We start from the raw sequence: 15,489 nt of genomic DNA, 5'->3' as shown, positions 1-15,489 counted from the left end.
AGGCAGAAAGTAAGCTCGCCAGTGGTTCGCGAAAATAGCCACTTGAGTATGATCCGATATGACCACTTTGTGGTCTCGGTATCACTTTAAGGTCCCCGGTATGAAACGACTATCCGCTGGTTTCCTTCCCCCGGTCGCCCTGGATGCCTCCGGCGGCGTGCCCATGTACGACCAACTGTCCGAGTGGTTTCGCCGCGCCATCATCGATGGCCGTTTGCGGCCAGGGCAGCGCGTACCCTCCACACGCAGCCTGGCAAACGAGCTCAGCATTTCTCGCATTCCGGTACTGAGTGCGTACGAGCAGTTGTACGCGGAGGGTTATCTGGAAACCTTCGTCGGTGCCGGTACCTGCGTCGCGCGTTCGATACCCGGCGAAGTGCCGAAACTCACTAATGCAACACAACGTGCATCACAACCTCGCATGGTTCCAAGCGCGCCGCGCAGAATTTCCCAACGCGTTGCGACACTGCGCACACCACCGCAAACCTGGGCCGACAACCAGGGTGCGTTTCGCGTCGGCCTGCCAGCCATCGATCACTTTCCCATCGTCGCCTGGTCCAAGCTGGTCAATCGATACGCACGCCAACCGCCTATCGACCATATGGTCTACGGCAACCCGATGGGCCATCTGCCGTTGCGCGAAGCCATCGCCGAATACCTGGGCACCGTACGCGCGGTGCGCTGTGACGCATCGCAGATACTCATCACTACCGGCTCGCAACACGGTTTGCAGATCTGCGCGCACGCCCTGCTGGAAGCAAAGGATCGCGTGTGGATGGAAGACCCTGGCTATCCCGGCGCGCGGCAAGCATTACGCACTGTCGGTGCGGATATTGTTCCAGTACCCGTGGACGACGAAGGCTTGAATGTCGACGCAGGCATCCGCTTGAGCAAAAACGCATGCCTCATCTACATCTCCCCATCACACCAATTTCCACTCGGCGTCACCATGAGCGCCGCACGACGCATGCAGCTTCTAAGCTGGGCCGCACGCACCGGCGCATGGATCATCGAAGACGACTACGACAGCGAATACCGCTTCGGCGGCCGTCCACTTGCATCGCTGCAAGGCATGGACACCGACGACCGCGTCATCTACGTCGGCACCTTCAGCAAAGTGATGTTCCCCGCACTGCGCGTCGGCTACATCGTCGCCCCCAAAGACCTCATCCCCGCCTTTGCCACCGTCCGCGACGCCTTCGACACCTTCTCATCCACCCTCTACCAAGCCGCACTCACCGACTTCATCCGCACAGGCCAATTCGCACGACACATCCGTCGCATGCGTGCGTTGTATCTCGAGCGACGCACCGCATTGCTCGAAGCGATCGATCAATACATGGACGACAAACTCGAAGTCATCGGCACTCATGCCGGTATGCAGCTCACTGCGTTGCTGCCGCGCGGCATCGACGACGTCGCACTCTCCATCAAAACGGCCAAGCTGGGTATCTCCACGCGGCCGTTGTCAATTTGCTACGCAAAGCCGCCCAAGCGGGGCGGGGTGATCCTTGGTTACTCAGGGGCTAGCATTCTTGAGATTGCAGATGGAATACGGCGGCTCAGGTCATGCTTTTGATACGAGCGCTCATCGCAAAATGATGCGAAGGAAGGCTTTCAGGCACGGGTATTGACATATTCATGGCTTATCCTCGAACTTAGTTGTGCTGCGCGCACTGCGCTGCAACAGGGGATCAGGGGATGCAGGATGGGGCGGTATTGATATGAAACGCTGCGTGTTTCCTGGCTTATTTTGGGCTGATTAGCGCGATTGGTGTCTGGTTGCCTTTGCTCGATAAGGCGGCCGAGTTGATTTTTCCTTGCGCTGACAGCCTAGACGCTGTGCGGTTTGAATGGTGTGCCTGGTCACGGATGGCGATCAAACAGAAGGCCATGTGCCGACAGCTTTGATTGCTTTTGATTGTTCTACTTCAGATCAAACAGGGGATCTATGAAAAGAGCGATGGTTGTTCTTTTATCGTTGATGTGTGCTGCATGCGCACCGGTAGTAACAAAGGTCAATGTGCCCGATATTGCCAAATCGGATTCGCTGTTGGTGCGCGACATGCGACCTGCCAACGAAAAGGACAAAAACATATTCAGCCTACTTATCAGTAACGATAAATACGGCATCATTCGAACGGGAGATGAGCGATTGTCGCCGTCGCCGGTTCGCTTGCTGCAGTACCAGGCTTTCGAGAAGTTCAAGAGTGAAGGGAATTCACCTGAATTGGATGTCTATCATTTTGTCGTTTACCAAAACAACAAGTCGCAGCTCACGGCGGGCACGACCGGAGCGGTCGTTGGCGGTTTAGTGGGTGCGCTGGTAGCGAATGCTTTGTCCGACCATGATGTGCAGGCCCAGACGAAAATTTTTGATGAAAGAACATTTGATCGCTCGGCAAACGATGAATATCAGCGTGGATTTTTCACGCATACCGAGAATCCGGATAAGGCAGCCGTCTACATCGTTTACATCGATACGGATATTGGCGGGAAAAAGGTATTCACACGCACGCTTGCACCGATGCACAAGCATGGTGACCAGGATCCACTAGCGAGTGCAGTGCAGTTGGCGATCAGGAACCACCTTAGTCATTACGATGTCGGCACTCCGTTAGTGGCGGCGGTCGCTTCCACGACACCTGCTGTGGTCACGCCCACGCCTATACTTGTCGCTACCGCCAACGTAACTGCAGCATCGCCCACTCCTGCGGTTGCGGCAGCACCCACCCAGGTCTCCGCAGCCAGCGCAGCGATGGCGTCAATGGCGCGGGATGTTGCAAGCCAGATGGGATGTGGGGCCATTCAAGACAATGGTGATTCAACCTTCGTCGCGCCTTGTGGTAGCTACGGCGTGCTGATCGACTGCGATGGCAGCCAGTGCCGTCCCGTGCATACCGTCAAGATCAAGGGTAACGAGTGACCGGGGCCTCTTGCCTCTGTTCATCTGCCTGCTTTGAACGCTAGATCTGATGGCGACTGGCGCAAGCGAGACATCCGTCGTCGGCGCGGCGGCGAATGACGTCGGACTGTGCAAGATGTTGAGTTCAAGTCAAATAAAAAAGCCGGCGCTAGGCCGGCTTTTTTAGAAACATTGGTCGGGGTGACATGATTCGAACATGCGACTTCTACGTCCCGAACGTAGCGCTCTACCAGGCTGAGCTACACCCCGCGGGAGCCGCGTATCTTAACGGGATGGGGTAAGGTTGGCAACAGGTCTGGGCCGCCGTAGATGCCGGAATTCGTGCCGTGGCGGGGAGGGTCGGGCGGGTGCATCTGTTACGCTATTGGGCTGCCGTTCTGCGGCGTTTTCCACCCCCAAGCAGAGGATTCCATGGCGCTTACCCAGGCCCGCACCATGCCCGGCGTGCTCGAGCTGTTGCCGCTCGACCAGATTGCTTTCCAGCGCATGCTCGACGTGATTCGTCGCAATTACGAGCGCTTCGGTTTCCTGCCGGTGGAGACGCCGGTGATGGAGTATTCGGACGTGCTGCTGACCAAGACCGGTGGGGAGACGGAGCGGCAGGTGTATTTCGTGCAGTCCACCGGCGCGCTGGAGCAGGGTGAGAAGCCGGAACTGGCCTTGCGCTTCGACCTTACTGTCCCGCTCGCTCGCTACGTGGCCGAGCATGAGCACGACCTTAGCTTTCCATTCCGCCGCTACCAGATGCAGCGCGTGTACCGTGGTGAGCGCGCGCAGCGCGGGCGCTTCCGCGAGTTCTATCAGTGCGACATCGACGTGATCGGCAAGGACAGTCTGTCTGTCCGCTACGACGCCGAGCTGCCGGCGGTGATCTACAGTGTGTTCCGCGAGCTGAACATCGGCCCGTTCACCATCCAGCTCAACAACCGCAAGTTGATGCGCGGCTATTTCGAGAGCCTGGGTGTGACCGATCCGGAGCAGCAGACGCTGGTGCTGCGCGAAGTGGACAAGCTGGACAAGCGCGGCGCGGATTACGTGCGCGAAACTCTCACAGGCGAGGCATTCGGCCTGAGTGCGGAAGCGGCGCAGAAGATTCTGGCTTTCGTGCAGGTGCGCTCGACCTCGTTGCAGGATGCGTTCGCCAAGCTCGATGCGCTGGGCTCTGGTCCGGAGGCAATGGAACAGGGTCGTGCCGAGTTGAAGGAAGTGCTGGGCTTGATCCACGATTTCGGCGTGCCGGAAACGCATTACGCGCTGAATTTGTCGATTGCGCGTGGCCTGGATTACTACACCGGTACGGTCTACGAGACCACGCTCAACGATCACCCGCAGATCGGTTCGATCTGCTCCGGCGGTCGCTACGAAAACTTGGCCGGCCAATACACCAAATCGCACTTGCCGGGCGTGGGTATTTCCATCGGCTTGACGCGCCTTTACTGGCAGTTGCGTGATGCTGGCCTGGTTAATACGGCGCACAGCACGGTGGATGTGCTTGTCACGCAGATGGATGCCGCGCAGCTTCCGGCATATCTGACGCTGGCGAGCGAGTTGCGTTCGGCCGGTATCGCCACGGAAGTGGTGCTGGAAGGCGGCAAGCTCGGCAAGCAGTTCAAGTATGCCGATCGCGCTGGCATTCGTTTCGTGATCGTGTTGGGCGAGGATGAGCTGACCAAGGGCGTGGTGACGGTGAAGGATTTGCGTCGTGAGGATCAGTTCGAAGTGGCGCGTACGGAGTTGGTGAAGACGCTACGGGTGGAATTGGAGCAGGCGGCGGTGATGGGGTGAGGTTGTTATTTCGGTGCCTCAATCTCTCCTGCCGTCATTCCCGCGTAAGCGGGAATCCATGTTGATCTTCGGCACAAAGCGAAAATGGATTCCCGCTTGCGCGGGAATGACGGCCTTGAGGAACAGTGGAGTTGTTATCAAGTACCAGCATCATGGATGACGAAAAGAAGCGGGAATGGCTCCGAAGCAACCCGCCGTGTACATCATGGCAAACCGCGAACGCGGCACGTTGTACGTCGGCGTCACTGGAAATCTTAAGTTCCGTGTATGGCAGCATCGCGAGGGCTTAGGTGGCGGCTTTACCAAGCGCTATGGCGTGAAGCAGCTGGTCTGGTTTGAACGTCACCTGGACTTCCCCTCTGCCATCGCCCGCGAAAAACAACTAAAGAAATGGACTCGCGCATGGAAGCTCGAATTGATCGAAACAGCTAACCCCACATGGCGCGATCTTTGGGACAATCTGCAGGATTGAACCATAGCTCTTCGCTCATGGCGGCATGACAACACGTTGGAGCCCTTGTGAATCAAACCATCCTCCTCGACGGCAATAGCCTTAGCCGCCAACAACTCGTCGCCGTGGCACGTTATGGCTACGGCGTGCGACTCGATGCCGGGCAACTGCTGCGCGTAAAGCGTGCGGCGGATTTTCTGGCGGAGAAGGTGAGCTGCGGTGAGCCGATCTACGGTGTTACCACCGGCTTCGGCAGCAACGCGGATAAATTGCTGGGTGCTTATCGCTTGCGTGACGAGTTGCCAGGCGGCAATCCGCACAAGCCGGAAGGCACGTTGCTGGAAGAGCTGCAGCACAACCTCATTACTACGCATGCTGTGTGCGTGGGCAAGCCGTTCGCCACTGATGTGGTGCGCGCGTTGCTGGTGATCCGCATCAACACGCTGATGCGCGGTCATTCCGGTATCCGTGTCGAGACGCTGGAAGCGCTGACCGAGATGCTCAATCGCGACGTGATTCCGGTGGTGCCGGAGAAAGGGTCGGTGGGCGCGAGCGGCGATCTGGCGCCGCTGTCGCATCTGGCGATCGTGCTGCTCGGTGGTGGCGAGGCGTTCTATCAAGGCGAGCGCCTGCCGGGTGCGGAAGCGCTGAAGCGCGCCGGCCTGAAGCCGATCCGCCTATCCTTCAAGGAAGGCCTGGCGCTCAACAACGGCACGGCGCAGATGCTGGCTACCGCGGTGTTGGCGCTGGATACACTGGAATATCTGCTCAACGTGGCGGATCTGTCCGCTTCGATGACGCTGGATGCTTTCGCCGGCCGCAGTGGTGCGTTGCGTCCGGAAGTGCATGCGCTGCGCCCGCATCCCGGCCAGGTGCAGGCGGCCGATCATGTGCGCGCGCTGCTTACTAGCTCAACGCTGGTCGATATCCCGTATCACTTGGTGCCGCGCTTCCGCCCGTGGAGCGCCGATGCGTGGAGCACGCCGGAAGACCAGGCGCTGAGCTTCGACATTGGCTGGGACTGGGTGCCCGCCAACCAGCGTCACGGTCGCGAGGCGTTCTATAGCCGCTTCCTGCCGTTCAAAGGTGGCAAGAAGCACCAGCCGCAGGATGCATATTGTCTGCGCTGCATGCCGCAGGTGCACGGCGCGGTGCGCGATGCCTGGGCGCAGGCCTGCCGCATCATCGATATCGAATTGAACGCGGTGACCGACAATCCGCTGATCTTCCCGGACAACACCGACGCTGCGCACATCGAGGAGCAGGTGATCTCCGCCGGCCATTTCCACGGCATGCCGCTTGCGTTGGCGATGAGTTATGTGAAGGCGGCGATTCCCGTGCTGGCATCGATTTCCGAGCGTCGCCTCAACAAGCTGGTCGACCCGGCCACCAATGATGGCCTGCCGGCCTTCCTCACTGGTAACGAAGACGGCACCGATTCCGGCTTCATGATCGTGCAGTACACGGCCGCGGCGCTGGTGAACGATCTCGCCACGCGCGCACATCCGGCCAGCGTGTATTCGGTGCCGACCAGCGCGAACGCCGAGGATCATGTTTCCATGGGCGCCAACGAGGCGCGCCACGTGCTGGAAATGACCGAAGACCTCAGTCACGTGCTGGCGTTGGAGTTGTACACCGCCGCTCAGGCGTTGGACTATCGTCAGGAAATGCTCAACGCTGCGCGCCGCTTGGCCGCGCGCGGCAACTGGCAGGCGCTGGCCTCCAAGGTGACGAATGCGCCGCGCGAGGACCATCCGCATTACGCGCAATTCGTGGAAGAAGTGAAGCAGCTCACCGCAGCGCTGGCGGAAGTGGGCGAATTCCATGCGGGTGAATCGGTGCGCAAAGCGTACGAAACGTTGCGTGAGCGCATCAGCTTCATCCATCGCGATCGCGCGATGGATGGTGACGTGCGTACCGTGTGCGAGCTGGTGCAGAAGCGGGCTTTCGCGGGCGTCTAAGCGCCCGCTTGCTGGGGACGAGCCGCACGCAGTAACTGGCGTGCGGCCCAACCCAGCCACAGCAGTATCAAAATGATTAGCAGCTTCTGCATCAACCCATGCGGAAGCGTTGGTGCGAAGGCTTGCAGCCAGAGCACGGTGGTAGCCAGCCACGCGAGCGACATACCCAGATAACGACTCGCACTCAGGCGCGGATCGCGACGCCAGCGGCTGGAAAGCAACAGCATGCCGAAGCTCAACGCCAGGAAGGTCGACTGTGCCGCCAGTCCGTGGATCAACGCGGCCAGGCTTTCATGCACCGTGCCTTTGAACAGCTCCGTCATCGCCACGACGGGTAGCAACAGCCCGGGCGCGGCGAACAGCATCAGCGCCAATGCGCTGCGCAGAGGCGCCACCGTCGCCCGATAAGCACCTATGGCGAACACGAACAGCGCCACGCCCATCAGGTAATACGTCATGCGCACATATGCACCGCCTGGGCCGGTGAGATAGATGCTCAGCGGGACAGCGATGGGGTCCAAGTCTGTGCGCCAGTACTGCGCGGCGCCGCAGACGGCTGCAAACACGATCACCGCCATCATCATCAGATAGGCAGCAGGGCGAATGGCGGGAGAGGGGAGTCCGTTGGGCATGAAGTCTCCATATTGGGGGTAGGTAGGGACCGCCCGGCCGCCAATGATACGGGCGCAGAATGCCCTGTATAGGTGCGCCGATCTCGCTTTGGGCGGCGGCTTGCGCAAACGGCAACGGCTCACTACAATGCGTTCCACTGTGTTAACGCATTAGTACATTATGAAGCGCCGATCGATCGACCCGGAAACCCCGGAAGAATCCGCCAGGCTCAGCCTGTGCCGTGCCTTGCTCTCGTTGAAGAACGTGGAGGAGATGAACGCTTTCCTCAACGATCTGTGTACGCCAGCCGAGCTGGAAGTGCTGGTGGATCGCTGGCGCGTAGTGCCCTATCTGCTCGAAGGCGTGTCCTACCGAGAGATTCACGAGCGCACCGCAGTCAGCATCACCACCATCGGGCGCGTGGCGCGCTATCTGAACCAGGGCAGCGGCGGCTATCTCGCAGCGGCTGCACGTGCCTCGCGCGCCCGCGCGGCGGCGAAAAGGGCACGAGCATGAAACCAAGGGATCGCCTGCGCATCGCCATGCAGAAATCCGGTCGGCTGACCGAGCCAGCGCTGGATCTGCTCAACCGCTGCGGCCTTACCTTCCGCCAGAGCCGCGACAAGCTGTTCTGCTTCGGCGAAGGCGAGCCGGTGGATCTGCTGTTGGTCCGCGACGACGACATTCCCGGCCTGATCGCGCAAGGTGTGTGCGAGCTGGGCATTGTCGGTCGCAATGTGCTCAACGAATTCAAGGGCGGCGCGGGTAACGGCGCCGCTGCGCTCACGGAATGGCGCTCGCTGGGATTCGGCCGCTGCCGCCTTTCCGTCGCCGTGCCGCAGGAGATGGATTACAACGAGCCCAAGGATCTGGCCGGTCTGCGCATCGCTACTTCCTATCCGGGTCTGCTCGGTATCTGGTTGCGCGAGCAGGGTGTGGATGCATCCGTCATCACGCTGGCCGGTTCGGTGGAGATCGCGCCCAAGCTGGGCACTGCCGATGTGATCTGCGACCTGGTGCAAAGCGGCGGCACGCTGGTGGCCAATCAGTTGCGCGAAACAGACGTGTTGTTGCAAAGCGAAGCCGTGTTGGCCGGTCCGGAAACATTGCCTACGGACGAACGCGGCGACATGGTCGAGCTATTGCTCAAGCGCCTGGATGGTGTGATCCAGGTACGCGAGTCGCGCCTGTTGCTGCTGCAGACCTCGCGCACTTCGCTCGAGGCGGTCACGCGATTGCTGCCGGGTGGTCCGCAGCCCACGTTGCTGCCGGTGGCGGGGCAGCCCGATCAGCTGATGCTGCAGGCGCTGTGCGCCGGTGAAGTGAGCTGGCGGCAGTTGGAAGAAATCAAGAAAGCCGGTGCACGTGAGATGTTCGTGCTGCCGGTTGAGAAAATGCTTGCTTGAGCGCTTCTGCATGAAACGAATCAACTGGAACAACTTGAGCGAAGCTGAACGCAGCGATGCATTGGCGCGACCCGCACAATCGCGCGCAGAAGAATTGCGTCATGGCGTCGAGCGAATCATTGCCGAAGTACGCGCCAAGGGCGACACGGCCTTGCGTGAACTTTCCGCGCGCTACGACCGCTGCACGCTGGATGCCATCGAAGTAAGCGAAGCGGAATTCGCCGCAGCCGAAGCCAAGCTAGCACCGGAATTGAAAGCAGCCATCCGCGAAGCCGCCGCTCGCATCGAAGCCTTTCATAGCGCATCCGCGCCACAGCCGGTAGGTGTGAATACAGCCGTCGGCGTGCGAGTGGAGCGCATCTTGCGCCCGATCAACCGCGTCGGTCTGTACGTGCCAGCAGGCAGTGCACCGTTGCCTTCCACGGCGCTGATGCTGGGTGTGCCCGCGCGCATTGCCGGTTGCCGCGACGTGGTGCTTTGCTCACCGGCGCGCGCGGACGGTACCTGCGATGAAGCGGTGCTGTTCGCAGCGCGTACCGTAGGCGTGCATCGCGTATTCAAGATCGGCGGCGCGCAGGCGATCGCAGCGATGGCATACGGCACGGAAACCGTTCCTCGTTGCGACAAGCTGTTTGGCCCCGGCAACGCGTGGGTTACCGAGGCGAAGCTGCAGGTATCTTCCGACCCTAATGGTGCGGCCATCGACATGCCCGCCGGACCTTCCGAAGTACTGGTGATTGCCGATGCGCAGGCCAATCCCGTGTTCGTCGCGGCGGATCTGCTGTCGCAGGCCGAGCACGGACCGGATTCGCAGGTGGTGCTGGTGAGTGCCTCAACGAGCTTGTTGGACAAGGCGGCTGCCGAAGTGGATCGCCAATGTGCGCAGTTGCCGCGCGGGGCCATCGCAGAGCAGGCGTTGGCGCAGAGCCGGCTGATCGAAGTGGATTCGCTGACACAGGCGGTGGAAGTGAGCAATCGCTACGCGCCGGAACACCTGATTCTGCAGGTCAGCGGCGCGCGTGACCTGGTATCCAGCATCGAAAGTGCGGGCTCGATCTTCGTCGGCGCGTGGACGCCCGAATCCGTGGGCGATTACTGCAGCGGCAGCAACCACGTGCTGCCCACTTACGGTTACGCGCGCAGCTACAGTGGCGTATCGGTAGCCAGTTATCTGAAGCAGATTACGGTGCAGGAGCTGGATCCCAACGGCCTGCGTGCGATCGGCCCGTGCACCGCCACGCTGGCGGAGGCCGAGCAGCTCGAAGCGCATCGCCGCGCCGTCACGTTGCGGCTGGCTGCACTGGGGACACACTTATGAGCGTACTGGACCTGGCGCGGCCGGAAATTCGCACGCTGCAGCCGTATTCCTCGGCGCGGATGGAAGCAGGTGGCGCGCAGATCATGCTCAACGCCAATGAATCAGCGTGGGAGCCGGCGGGTGATGCGGCGCTTGGCTGCAACCGTTATCCCGATCCGCAACCGGCTGCCTTGTTGCAGGCTTTGGCGGCGCTTTACGGTGTACAACGCGAGCAATTGTGCGTAGGGCGCGGCAGTGACGAGGCGATCGACTTGCTGGTACGCGCCTTCTGCCGCGCTGGTCAGGATGCCGTCGTGATCCAGCCGCCGACGTTCGGTATGTATGCGGTCAGCGCGCGTATCCAGAATGCAGCGGTGATCGAGGTGTCGCTGGCGCAGGATTTCAGTCTCGATGTCCCAGCGTTACTTGCCGCAATCACGCCGGCGGTGAAGCTGGTGTTTTTGTGCACACCGAACAACCCCAGCGGCAAATCGATATCGCGTGACGATATCGAACGCGTGGCGCAGGCGCTCGCCGGCAAGGCGCTGCTGGTGGTGGACGAGGCGTATATCGAGTTTTCCGATCAGCCTAGCGCGATCGATCTGATCGGGCGCTACGAACACCTAGCGGTGTTGCGCACTTTGTCCAAAGCCTGGGCACTGGCCGGCGCGCGCATCGGCACCTTAGTAGCAAACCCCGAGGTGATCGGATTGATTAGGCGCATCATGCAGCCTTATCCGCTACCGCTGCCATGCGTAACGGCAGCTTTGGTGGCACTGTCACCATCTGGGCAGGTCGCTGCGCGCGAGCATATCGCTATCGTACGCGAGCAGCGTGTACTCATGCGCGATGCACTGGCCGGGCTTCCGGGTGTGCGTGAGGTGCTGACATCGGATGCCAATTTCCTGGCTGTACGTTTCGACGATGCCGGCGCCGTGTATCAGCGCCTGCTGCAGGCAGGCATCGTGGTACGCGACGTGCGCCGTTATCCCAAGTTGCACGATACTTTGCGTATCACTGTCGGTACGCCGGAAGAAAATGCGCGGGTGCTTGCCGTGCTGAACGAAATGACGTTGAACAAGGTCCAGGCATGAGTCGCAAGATACTTTTCATCGACCGGGATGGTTGCCTGATCGAGGAGCCTGCTGACGAGCAGATCGACAGCTACGAAAAACTGTCCCTGCTGCCGGGCGTGATGGCTGCCTTGCAGCGCATCGTGGCGGCGGGCTACGAACTGGTGATGGTCACCAACCAGGATGGCCTAGGTACGGATAGCTTTCCGCAACCACATTTCGATGGCCCTCACGATCTGTTGATGCGCATCTTCGCCTCGCAAGGCGTGCGCTTTGGCGAAGTGCTGATCGATCGAAGTTTTCCGCATGAAGGTCTGGATACGCGCAAACCCGGCATCGGCATGATGCGCCACTATCTAGCCGACGATGGCTGGACGCGCGCCGATTCGGCCATGGTGGGCGATCGCGAAACCGACCTGCAATTTGCCGCGAACATGGGCGTGCGCGGTTTTCGAGTCGGGCCGAAAGGCATGGGCTGGGAAGAAGTCGCGCATCAATTGCTCGATCGGCCGCGCGTGGCTGAGGTGGTGCGGCATACCAAGGAGACGCGCATTACGGTGCGCGTGGATCTGGACACGCAAGCCGAGCCCGTTGCGCATACCGGCCTGGGCTTTTTCGACCACATGCTGGAGCAGATCGGCAAGCACGGCGGTTTCGCGCTCAGCATCCAATGCGATGGCGACACCAAGGTCGATGAACATCACACCATCGAGGATTGCGCGCTCGCATTAGGGCAGGCCTTGCGCCAAGCACTGGGCGACAAGCGTGGCATCGGCCGGTATGGTTTTACGTTGCCGATGGACGAGTCGCTGGCCAGCGCAGCACTGGATCTGTCGGGGCGTCCATATTTCGTGTTTGAAGGCCAGTTCCCACGCGAGCGCGTAGGCGACGTACCGACCGAACTGGTGCCGCACTTCTTCCGTTCGCTGTGCGACACGCTGGGCGCCAATCTACATATCACGGTGAAGGGCGAGAACGCACATCATATGGTGGAAGGTTGCTTCAAGGTCACGGCACGTGCTTTGCGCCAGGCGATCCGCCGTGAAGGTGACGAGCTGCCGAGCACGAAGGGAGCGCTGTGATGAGCGTGGTCCTGGTCGATGCCGGCGGCACCAATATCGGTTCGGTGCGTTATGCATTGCAGCGGCTGGGCGTGGATGCCGCGTTGACCGCCGATGCCGAGCGTATTCGCAGTGCGGATAAGGTGATACTGCCGGGTGTTGGTGCGGCCGCCCCCGGCATGGCGCGGCTGCAAGAACTGGAGCTGGTCGATGTGATCCGTTCGCTTACGCAGCCGGTGTTAGGCGTGTGCTTAGGGATGCAGCTGCTGTGCGAACACTCCGAGGAAAGCGACACACCTTGCCTGGGCGTGATTCCCGCCACCGTGCGCAAGTTCGAAGAAACGCCGGAATTGTGCGTGCCGCATATGGGCTGGAACCGTCTGTCGCCGGTCACCCGGCATCCGCTGCTGAAAAACCTGGAAGAGGGCGATTGGGCCTACTTCGTGCACAGCTATTCGGTGCCAGTGGGTGATTACACACTGGTGCGCAGCGACTATGGCGGTGCGTTTTCGGCGGTGATTGCGAGCGGAAATTTTCATGGTACGCAGTTTCATCCGGAGCGTTCGGCACAGGTGGGAGCGAAGTTGCTGAAGAACTTCCTCGAGCTTTGAATTTTCGAGTGGCCGTCATTCCGGCGAAAGCGCCTTCGCTTTCGCCGGAATGACGGCCGGCAAGATTAGATCAAGCAGAAGTCATATAGATGCCTGTGCTTTTGTGCATGGGAAAAGAGCTGATCAGAATGAACGTTGAAGTCATCCCTGCCATCGATCTGCGCAACGGCCAAGTTGTCCGCCTTCGCCAAGGCGATTACGCGCAGGAAACGCAATACGCAGCCGCGCCGCATGAACTGGCCGCCCGTTACGCGCAGGCCGGCGCGCAGTGGCTGCACGTGGTCGATCTGGATGGCGCACGCGCGGGCGATCTGACCAATCTCGCAGTGATCGAAGTGCTGGCGAAAGCCGGCATGCAGGTGCAGGCCGGCGGCGGCGTCCGCGTGGAAGACGATGTGCAACGCTTGTTTGGCGCGGGCGTCAGCCGCGTGGTCGTGGGCAGCGTCGCGATTCGTGAGCCGGAACGCGTAGCGCAATGGCTGGACAAGCATGGTGCCGAGCGCTTCACCATCGCGTTGGATACGCGCCGTTGCGATAACACGTGGACCTTACCCAGTGCCGGCTGGACCGAAGACGAGGCGCGGACCCTGGACGAACTCGCGCCCTGGTACGCAGCGCATGGCGCGCGACATCTACTCTGCACGGATATCGAGCGCGACGGCATGCTGGCCGGCTTCAATCTCGAGCTCTATCGGCACCTGGCGCAAACCGTGCCGCAGCTTGCTGTGCAGGCTTCCGGCGGCGTGCGTTCGTTGGAGGACATCCGCGCGGCACGCGAAGCCGGTGCGCGTGGCGTGATCCTGGGACGTGCCTTGCTGGAAGGACGCTTTACGCTGGAGGACGCACTGGCATGTTAAGCCGCCGCATCATTCCCTGCCTGGACGTACGCGACAGCAAGGTGGTCAAGGGTGTGCGTTTTCGTGATCACGTCGTGATGGGCGAAATCGTCGATCTGGCCTTGCGCTATCGCGATGAAGGTGCGGACGAGCTGGTGTTCTACGACATTACCGCTAGCCCAGAAGGTCGCAGTGTCGATCGCGGCTGGGTGGAGCGTGTAGCGCGGGTGATCGATATACCGTTCTGTGTGGCCGGCGGTATTCGCTCGGTGGCGGACGCACGCGAGGTATTGCACGCTGGCGCAGACAAGGTTTCGATCAACTCACCGGCGCTGGAACGTCCGACGTTGATCGACGAACTGGCAGCTGCCTTCGGCGTGCAGTGCGTGGTGGTTGGCATCGATTCCATGCGCGATGCTGACGGTGAGTGGCGCGTGCGGCAGTACACCGGCGATCCGTCCAAGACGCGTTCGCTGGCGCGGCGCACGTTGGACTGGATGGTCGAGGCGCAGCGGCGCGGCGCGGGTGAGATCGTGCTTAATTGCATGGATACCGACGGCGTGCGCCAGGGTTACGACCTGGCGCAGCTCGCCGCGGCGCGAGCGCTGTGCACGGTGCCGCTGATCGCCTCGGGCGGAGCGGGAACGATGGCGCACTTTCGCGATGCGTTCACGCGCGCTCGTGTTGATGGTGCTTTGGCGGCCAGCGTTTTCCATAGCGGCGCCATCGCCGTTCCTGATCTGAAGCGTTATCTGCAGCAGGAAGGCCTAGTTATACGTTTGCAAGAGGCAGCCGGCCATGAGTGAAACAATCAGCGGATTCGATCCACTCGATCTCAGCCAGATCGACTGGTCCAAATCGGATGGGCTGGTGCCCGCGATCGTGCAGCACTGGCTCACGGGCGAAGTGCTGATGCTCGGCTATATGGATCACAAAGCGCTGACGCTTACGCAAAGCAGCGGCAAGGTGAGCTTCTTCAGCCGCAGCAAGCAGCGTTTGTGGACCAAGGGCGAAAGCTCAGGCCACGTGTTGCATCTGAAGTCGATCCGCATGGATTGCGATCGCGACACCTTGCTGGTGCTGGCCGATCCGCATGGGCCGACCTGTCATTTGGGAACGCGCAGTTGCTTCGGCAATGAAGTGCGCCCGCCGCTGGGATTTCTCGCGCAACTGGATGCGCTGGTTGAAAAACGCAAGACGGAGTTGCCCGAGGGCAGTTACACCACGAAGCTGTTCCACGGCGGAACGCGGCGGATTGCGCAGAAAGTGGGCGAAGAAGGCGTGGAGACCGCGCTGGCTGCCGTGGCACAGGGCGATGAAGAACTGCTAGGCGAGGCGGCGGATTTGATTTTTCATCTCACCGTATTGTTGCGTGCGCGCGGGTTTGGGCTTGAGGATGCGACGAAGGTGTTGGTGGAGCGGCATGGGTAACCACTATGACCGTCATTCCCGCTTTTGCGGGAATGACGG

15 protein-coding genes and 1 tRNA gene are annotated in these 15,489 nt (G+C 60.8%); 14 read left to right on the top strand and 2 right to left on the bottom strand.

Features of this window, described 5'->3' with window-relative positions:
* Positions 1 to 100: 100 nt before the first annotated feature.
* Positions 101 to 1,579 carry a MocR-like pyridoxine biosynthesis transcription factor PdxR gene (gene pdxR / locus ISP18_RS02385; RefSeq protein ID WP_380016645.1) on the top strand — a complete coding sequence of 493 codons (1,479 nt, stop codon included), beginning with the start codon at positions 101 to 103 and terminating at the stop codon, positions 1,577 to 1,579.
* 372 nt (positions 1,580 to 1,951) lie between these two features.
* Positions 1,952 to 2,926, top strand: a complete 975-nt coding sequence (locus tag ISP18_RS02380) for a hypothetical protein (protein WP_380016643.1) — start codon at positions 1,952 to 1,954, stop codon at positions 2,924 to 2,926.
* 172 nt (positions 2,927 to 3,098) lie between these two features.
* Here ISP18_RS02380 and ISP18_RS02375 read toward each other — a convergent pair.
* A tRNA-Pro gene (locus tag ISP18_RS02375) sits at positions 3,099 to 3,175 on the bottom strand.
* 162 nt (positions 3,176 to 3,337) lie between these two features.
* Between ISP18_RS02375 and hisS the strand changes: the two genes are divergently transcribed.
* The 3 genes from hisS (at position 3,338) to ISP18_RS02360 (ending at position 7,123) form a co-directional block, all read left to right on the top strand.
* The gene (hisS, locus tag ISP18_RS02370) at positions 3,338 to 4,711 is read left to right on the top strand and encodes a histidine--tRNA ligase (protein ID WP_380016641.1); all 1,374 of its coding nucleotides are present in this window, start codon (positions 3,338 to 3,340) and stop codon (positions 4,709 to 4,711) included.
* A 175-nt stretch (positions 4,712 to 4,886) separates the two neighbouring features.
* Positions 4,887 to 5,183, top strand: a complete 297-nt coding sequence (locus tag ISP18_RS02365; RefSeq protein WP_380016639.1) for a GIY-YIG nuclease family protein — start codon at positions 4,887 to 4,889, stop codon at positions 5,181 to 5,183.
* A gap of 47 nt (positions 5,184 to 5,230) precedes the next feature.
* Positions 5,231 to 7,123, top strand: coding sequence for an HAL/PAL/TAL family ammonia-lyase (locus tag ISP18_RS02360; protein ID WP_380016637.1), 1,893 nt, complete (start codon positions 5,231 to 5,233; stop codon positions 7,121 to 7,123).
* On the opposite strand, the gene ISP18_RS02355 is transcribed toward ISP18_RS02360, so the two are convergent.
* Positions 7,120 to 7,755, bottom strand: coding sequence for a DUF998 domain-containing protein (locus ISP18_RS02355; protein ID WP_380016635.1), 636 nt, complete (start codon positions 7,753 to 7,755; stop codon positions 7,120 to 7,122). The genes ISP18_RS02360 and ISP18_RS02355 overlap by 4 nt on opposite strands.
* A gap of 160 nt (positions 7,756 to 7,915) precedes the next feature.
* Here ISP18_RS02355 and ISP18_RS02350 point away from each other — a divergent pair, with 160 nt between their 5' ends.
* The 9 genes from ISP18_RS02350 (at position 7,916) to hisIE (ending at position 15,450) form a co-directional block, all read left to right on the top strand.
* On the top strand, positions 7,916 to 8,251 hold the full coding sequence (locus tag ISP18_RS02350; protein WP_380016633.1) for a YerC/YecD family TrpR-related protein: 336 nt from the start codon (positions 7,916 to 7,918) through the stop codon (positions 8,249 to 8,251).
* Positions 8,248 to 9,141 carry an ATP phosphoribosyltransferase gene (gene hisG / locus ISP18_RS02345; protein WP_380016631.1) on the top strand — a complete coding sequence of 298 codons (894 nt, stop codon included), beginning with the start codon at positions 8,248 to 8,250 and terminating at the stop codon, positions 9,139 to 9,141. Before ISP18_RS02350 ends, hisG begins: the two co-directional genes overlap by 4 nt.
* Positions 9,142 to 9,151: 10 nt before the next feature.
* Positions 9,152 to 10,459, top strand: a complete 1,308-nt coding sequence (hisD, locus tag ISP18_RS02340) for a histidinol dehydrogenase (RefSeq protein ID WP_380016629.1) — start codon at positions 9,152 to 9,154, stop codon at positions 10,457 to 10,459.
* Entirely contained in the window at positions 10,456 to 11,532 is a 1,077-nt protein-coding gene (hisC, locus tag ISP18_RS02335; RefSeq protein WP_380016627.1) for a histidinol-phosphate transaminase, read from the top strand. The genes hisD and hisC overlap by 4 nt, the downstream gene beginning before the upstream one ends.
* Positions 11,529 to 12,593, top strand: a complete 1,065-nt coding sequence (gene hisB / locus ISP18_RS02330; RefSeq protein ID WP_380016625.1) for a bifunctional histidinol-phosphatase/imidazoleglycerol-phosphate dehydratase HisB — start codon at positions 11,529 to 11,531, stop codon at positions 12,591 to 12,593. The genes hisC and hisB overlap by 4 nt, the downstream gene beginning before the upstream one ends.
* Positions 12,593 to 13,183: an imidazole glycerol phosphate synthase subunit HisH gene (gene hisH / locus ISP18_RS02325; RefSeq protein WP_404559242.1), complete on the top strand. Its 591-nt coding sequence runs from the start codon at positions 12,593 to 12,595 to the stop codon at positions 13,181 to 13,183. The genes hisB and hisH overlap by 1 nt, the downstream gene beginning before the upstream one ends.
* Before the next feature lie 128 nt (positions 13,184 to 13,311).
* Complete coding sequence (gene hisA / locus ISP18_RS02320) at positions 13,312 to 14,040, top strand: 1-(5-phosphoribosyl)-5-[(5-phosphoribosylamino)methylideneamino]imidazole-4-carboxamide isomerase (protein ID WP_380016623.1); 729 nt, start codon at positions 13,312 to 13,314, stop codon at positions 14,038 to 14,040.
* Positions 14,034 to 14,825, top strand: coding sequence for an imidazole glycerol phosphate synthase subunit HisF (gene hisF / locus ISP18_RS02315; RefSeq protein ID WP_380016621.1), 792 nt, complete (start codon positions 14,034 to 14,036; stop codon positions 14,823 to 14,825). Before hisA ends, hisF begins: the two co-directional genes overlap by 7 nt.
* Entirely contained in the window at positions 14,818 to 15,450 is a 633-nt protein-coding gene (gene hisIE / locus ISP18_RS02310) for a bifunctional phosphoribosyl-AMP cyclohydrolase/phosphoribosyl-ATP diphosphatase HisIE (protein ID WP_380016619.1), read from the top strand. Before hisF ends, hisIE begins: the two co-directional genes overlap by 8 nt.
* The last annotated feature ends 39 nt before the right edge of the window (positions 15,451 to 15,489 follow it).

The organism is Dyella humi (assembly GCF_044904605.1).
Classification (GTDB): Bacteria; Pseudomonadota; Gammaproteobacteria; order Xanthomonadales; family Rhodanobacteraceae; genus Dyella_B; species Dyella_B humi.
This window is presented reverse-complemented; position numbering and strand designations above follow the sequence as displayed.

Bases quoted from the DNA above. Each gene is read 5' to 3' on its own strand.
- pdxR (WP_380016645.1), top strand. From the start codon at position 101: ATGAAACGACTATCCGCTGGTTTCCTTCCCCCGGTCGCCCTGGATGCC.
- ISP18_RS02380 (WP_380016643.1), top strand. From the start codon at position 1,952: ATGAAAAGAGCGATGGTTGTTCTTTTATCGTTGATGTGTGCTGCATGC.
- hisS (WP_380016641.1), top strand. From the start codon at position 3,338: ATGGCGCTTACCCAGGCCCGCACCATGCCCGGCGTGCTCGAGCTGTTG.
- ISP18_RS02365 (WP_380016639.1), top strand. From the start codon at position 4,887: ATGGCTCCGAAGCAACCCGCCGTGTACATCATGGCAAACCGCGAACGC.
- ISP18_RS02355 (WP_380016635.1), bottom strand. From the start codon at position 7,755: ATGCCCAACGGACTCCCCTCTCCCGCCATTCGCCCTGCTGCCTATCTG.
- ISP18_RS02350 (WP_380016633.1), top strand. From the start codon at position 7,916: ATGAAGCGCCGATCGATCGACCCGGAAACCCCGGAAGAATCCGCCAGG.
- hisG (WP_380016631.1), top strand. From the start codon at position 8,248: ATGAAACCAAGGGATCGCCTGCGCATCGCCATGCAGAAATCCGGTCGG.
- hisD (WP_380016629.1), top strand. From the start codon at position 9,152: ATGAAACGAATCAACTGGAACAACTTGAGCGAAGCTGAACGCAGCGAT.
- hisC (WP_380016627.1), top strand. From the start codon at position 10,456: ATGAGCGTACTGGACCTGGCGCGGCCGGAAATTCGCACGCTGCAGCCG.
- hisB (WP_380016625.1), top strand. From the start codon at position 11,529: ATGAGTCGCAAGATACTTTTCATCGACCGGGATGGTTGCCTGATCGAG.
- hisH (WP_404559242.1), top strand. From the start codon at position 12,593: ATGAGCGTGGTCCTGGTCGATGCCGGCGGCACCAATATCGGTTCGGTG.
- hisA (WP_380016623.1), top strand. From the start codon at position 13,312: ATGAACGTTGAAGTCATCCCTGCCATCGATCTGCGCAACGGCCAAGTT.
- hisF (WP_380016621.1), top strand. From the start codon at position 14,034: ATGTTAAGCCGCCGCATCATTCCCTGCCTGGACGTACGCGACAGCAAG.
- hisIE (WP_380016619.1), top strand. From the start codon at position 14,818: ATGAGTGAAACAATCAGCGGATTCGATCCACTCGATCTCAGCCAGATC.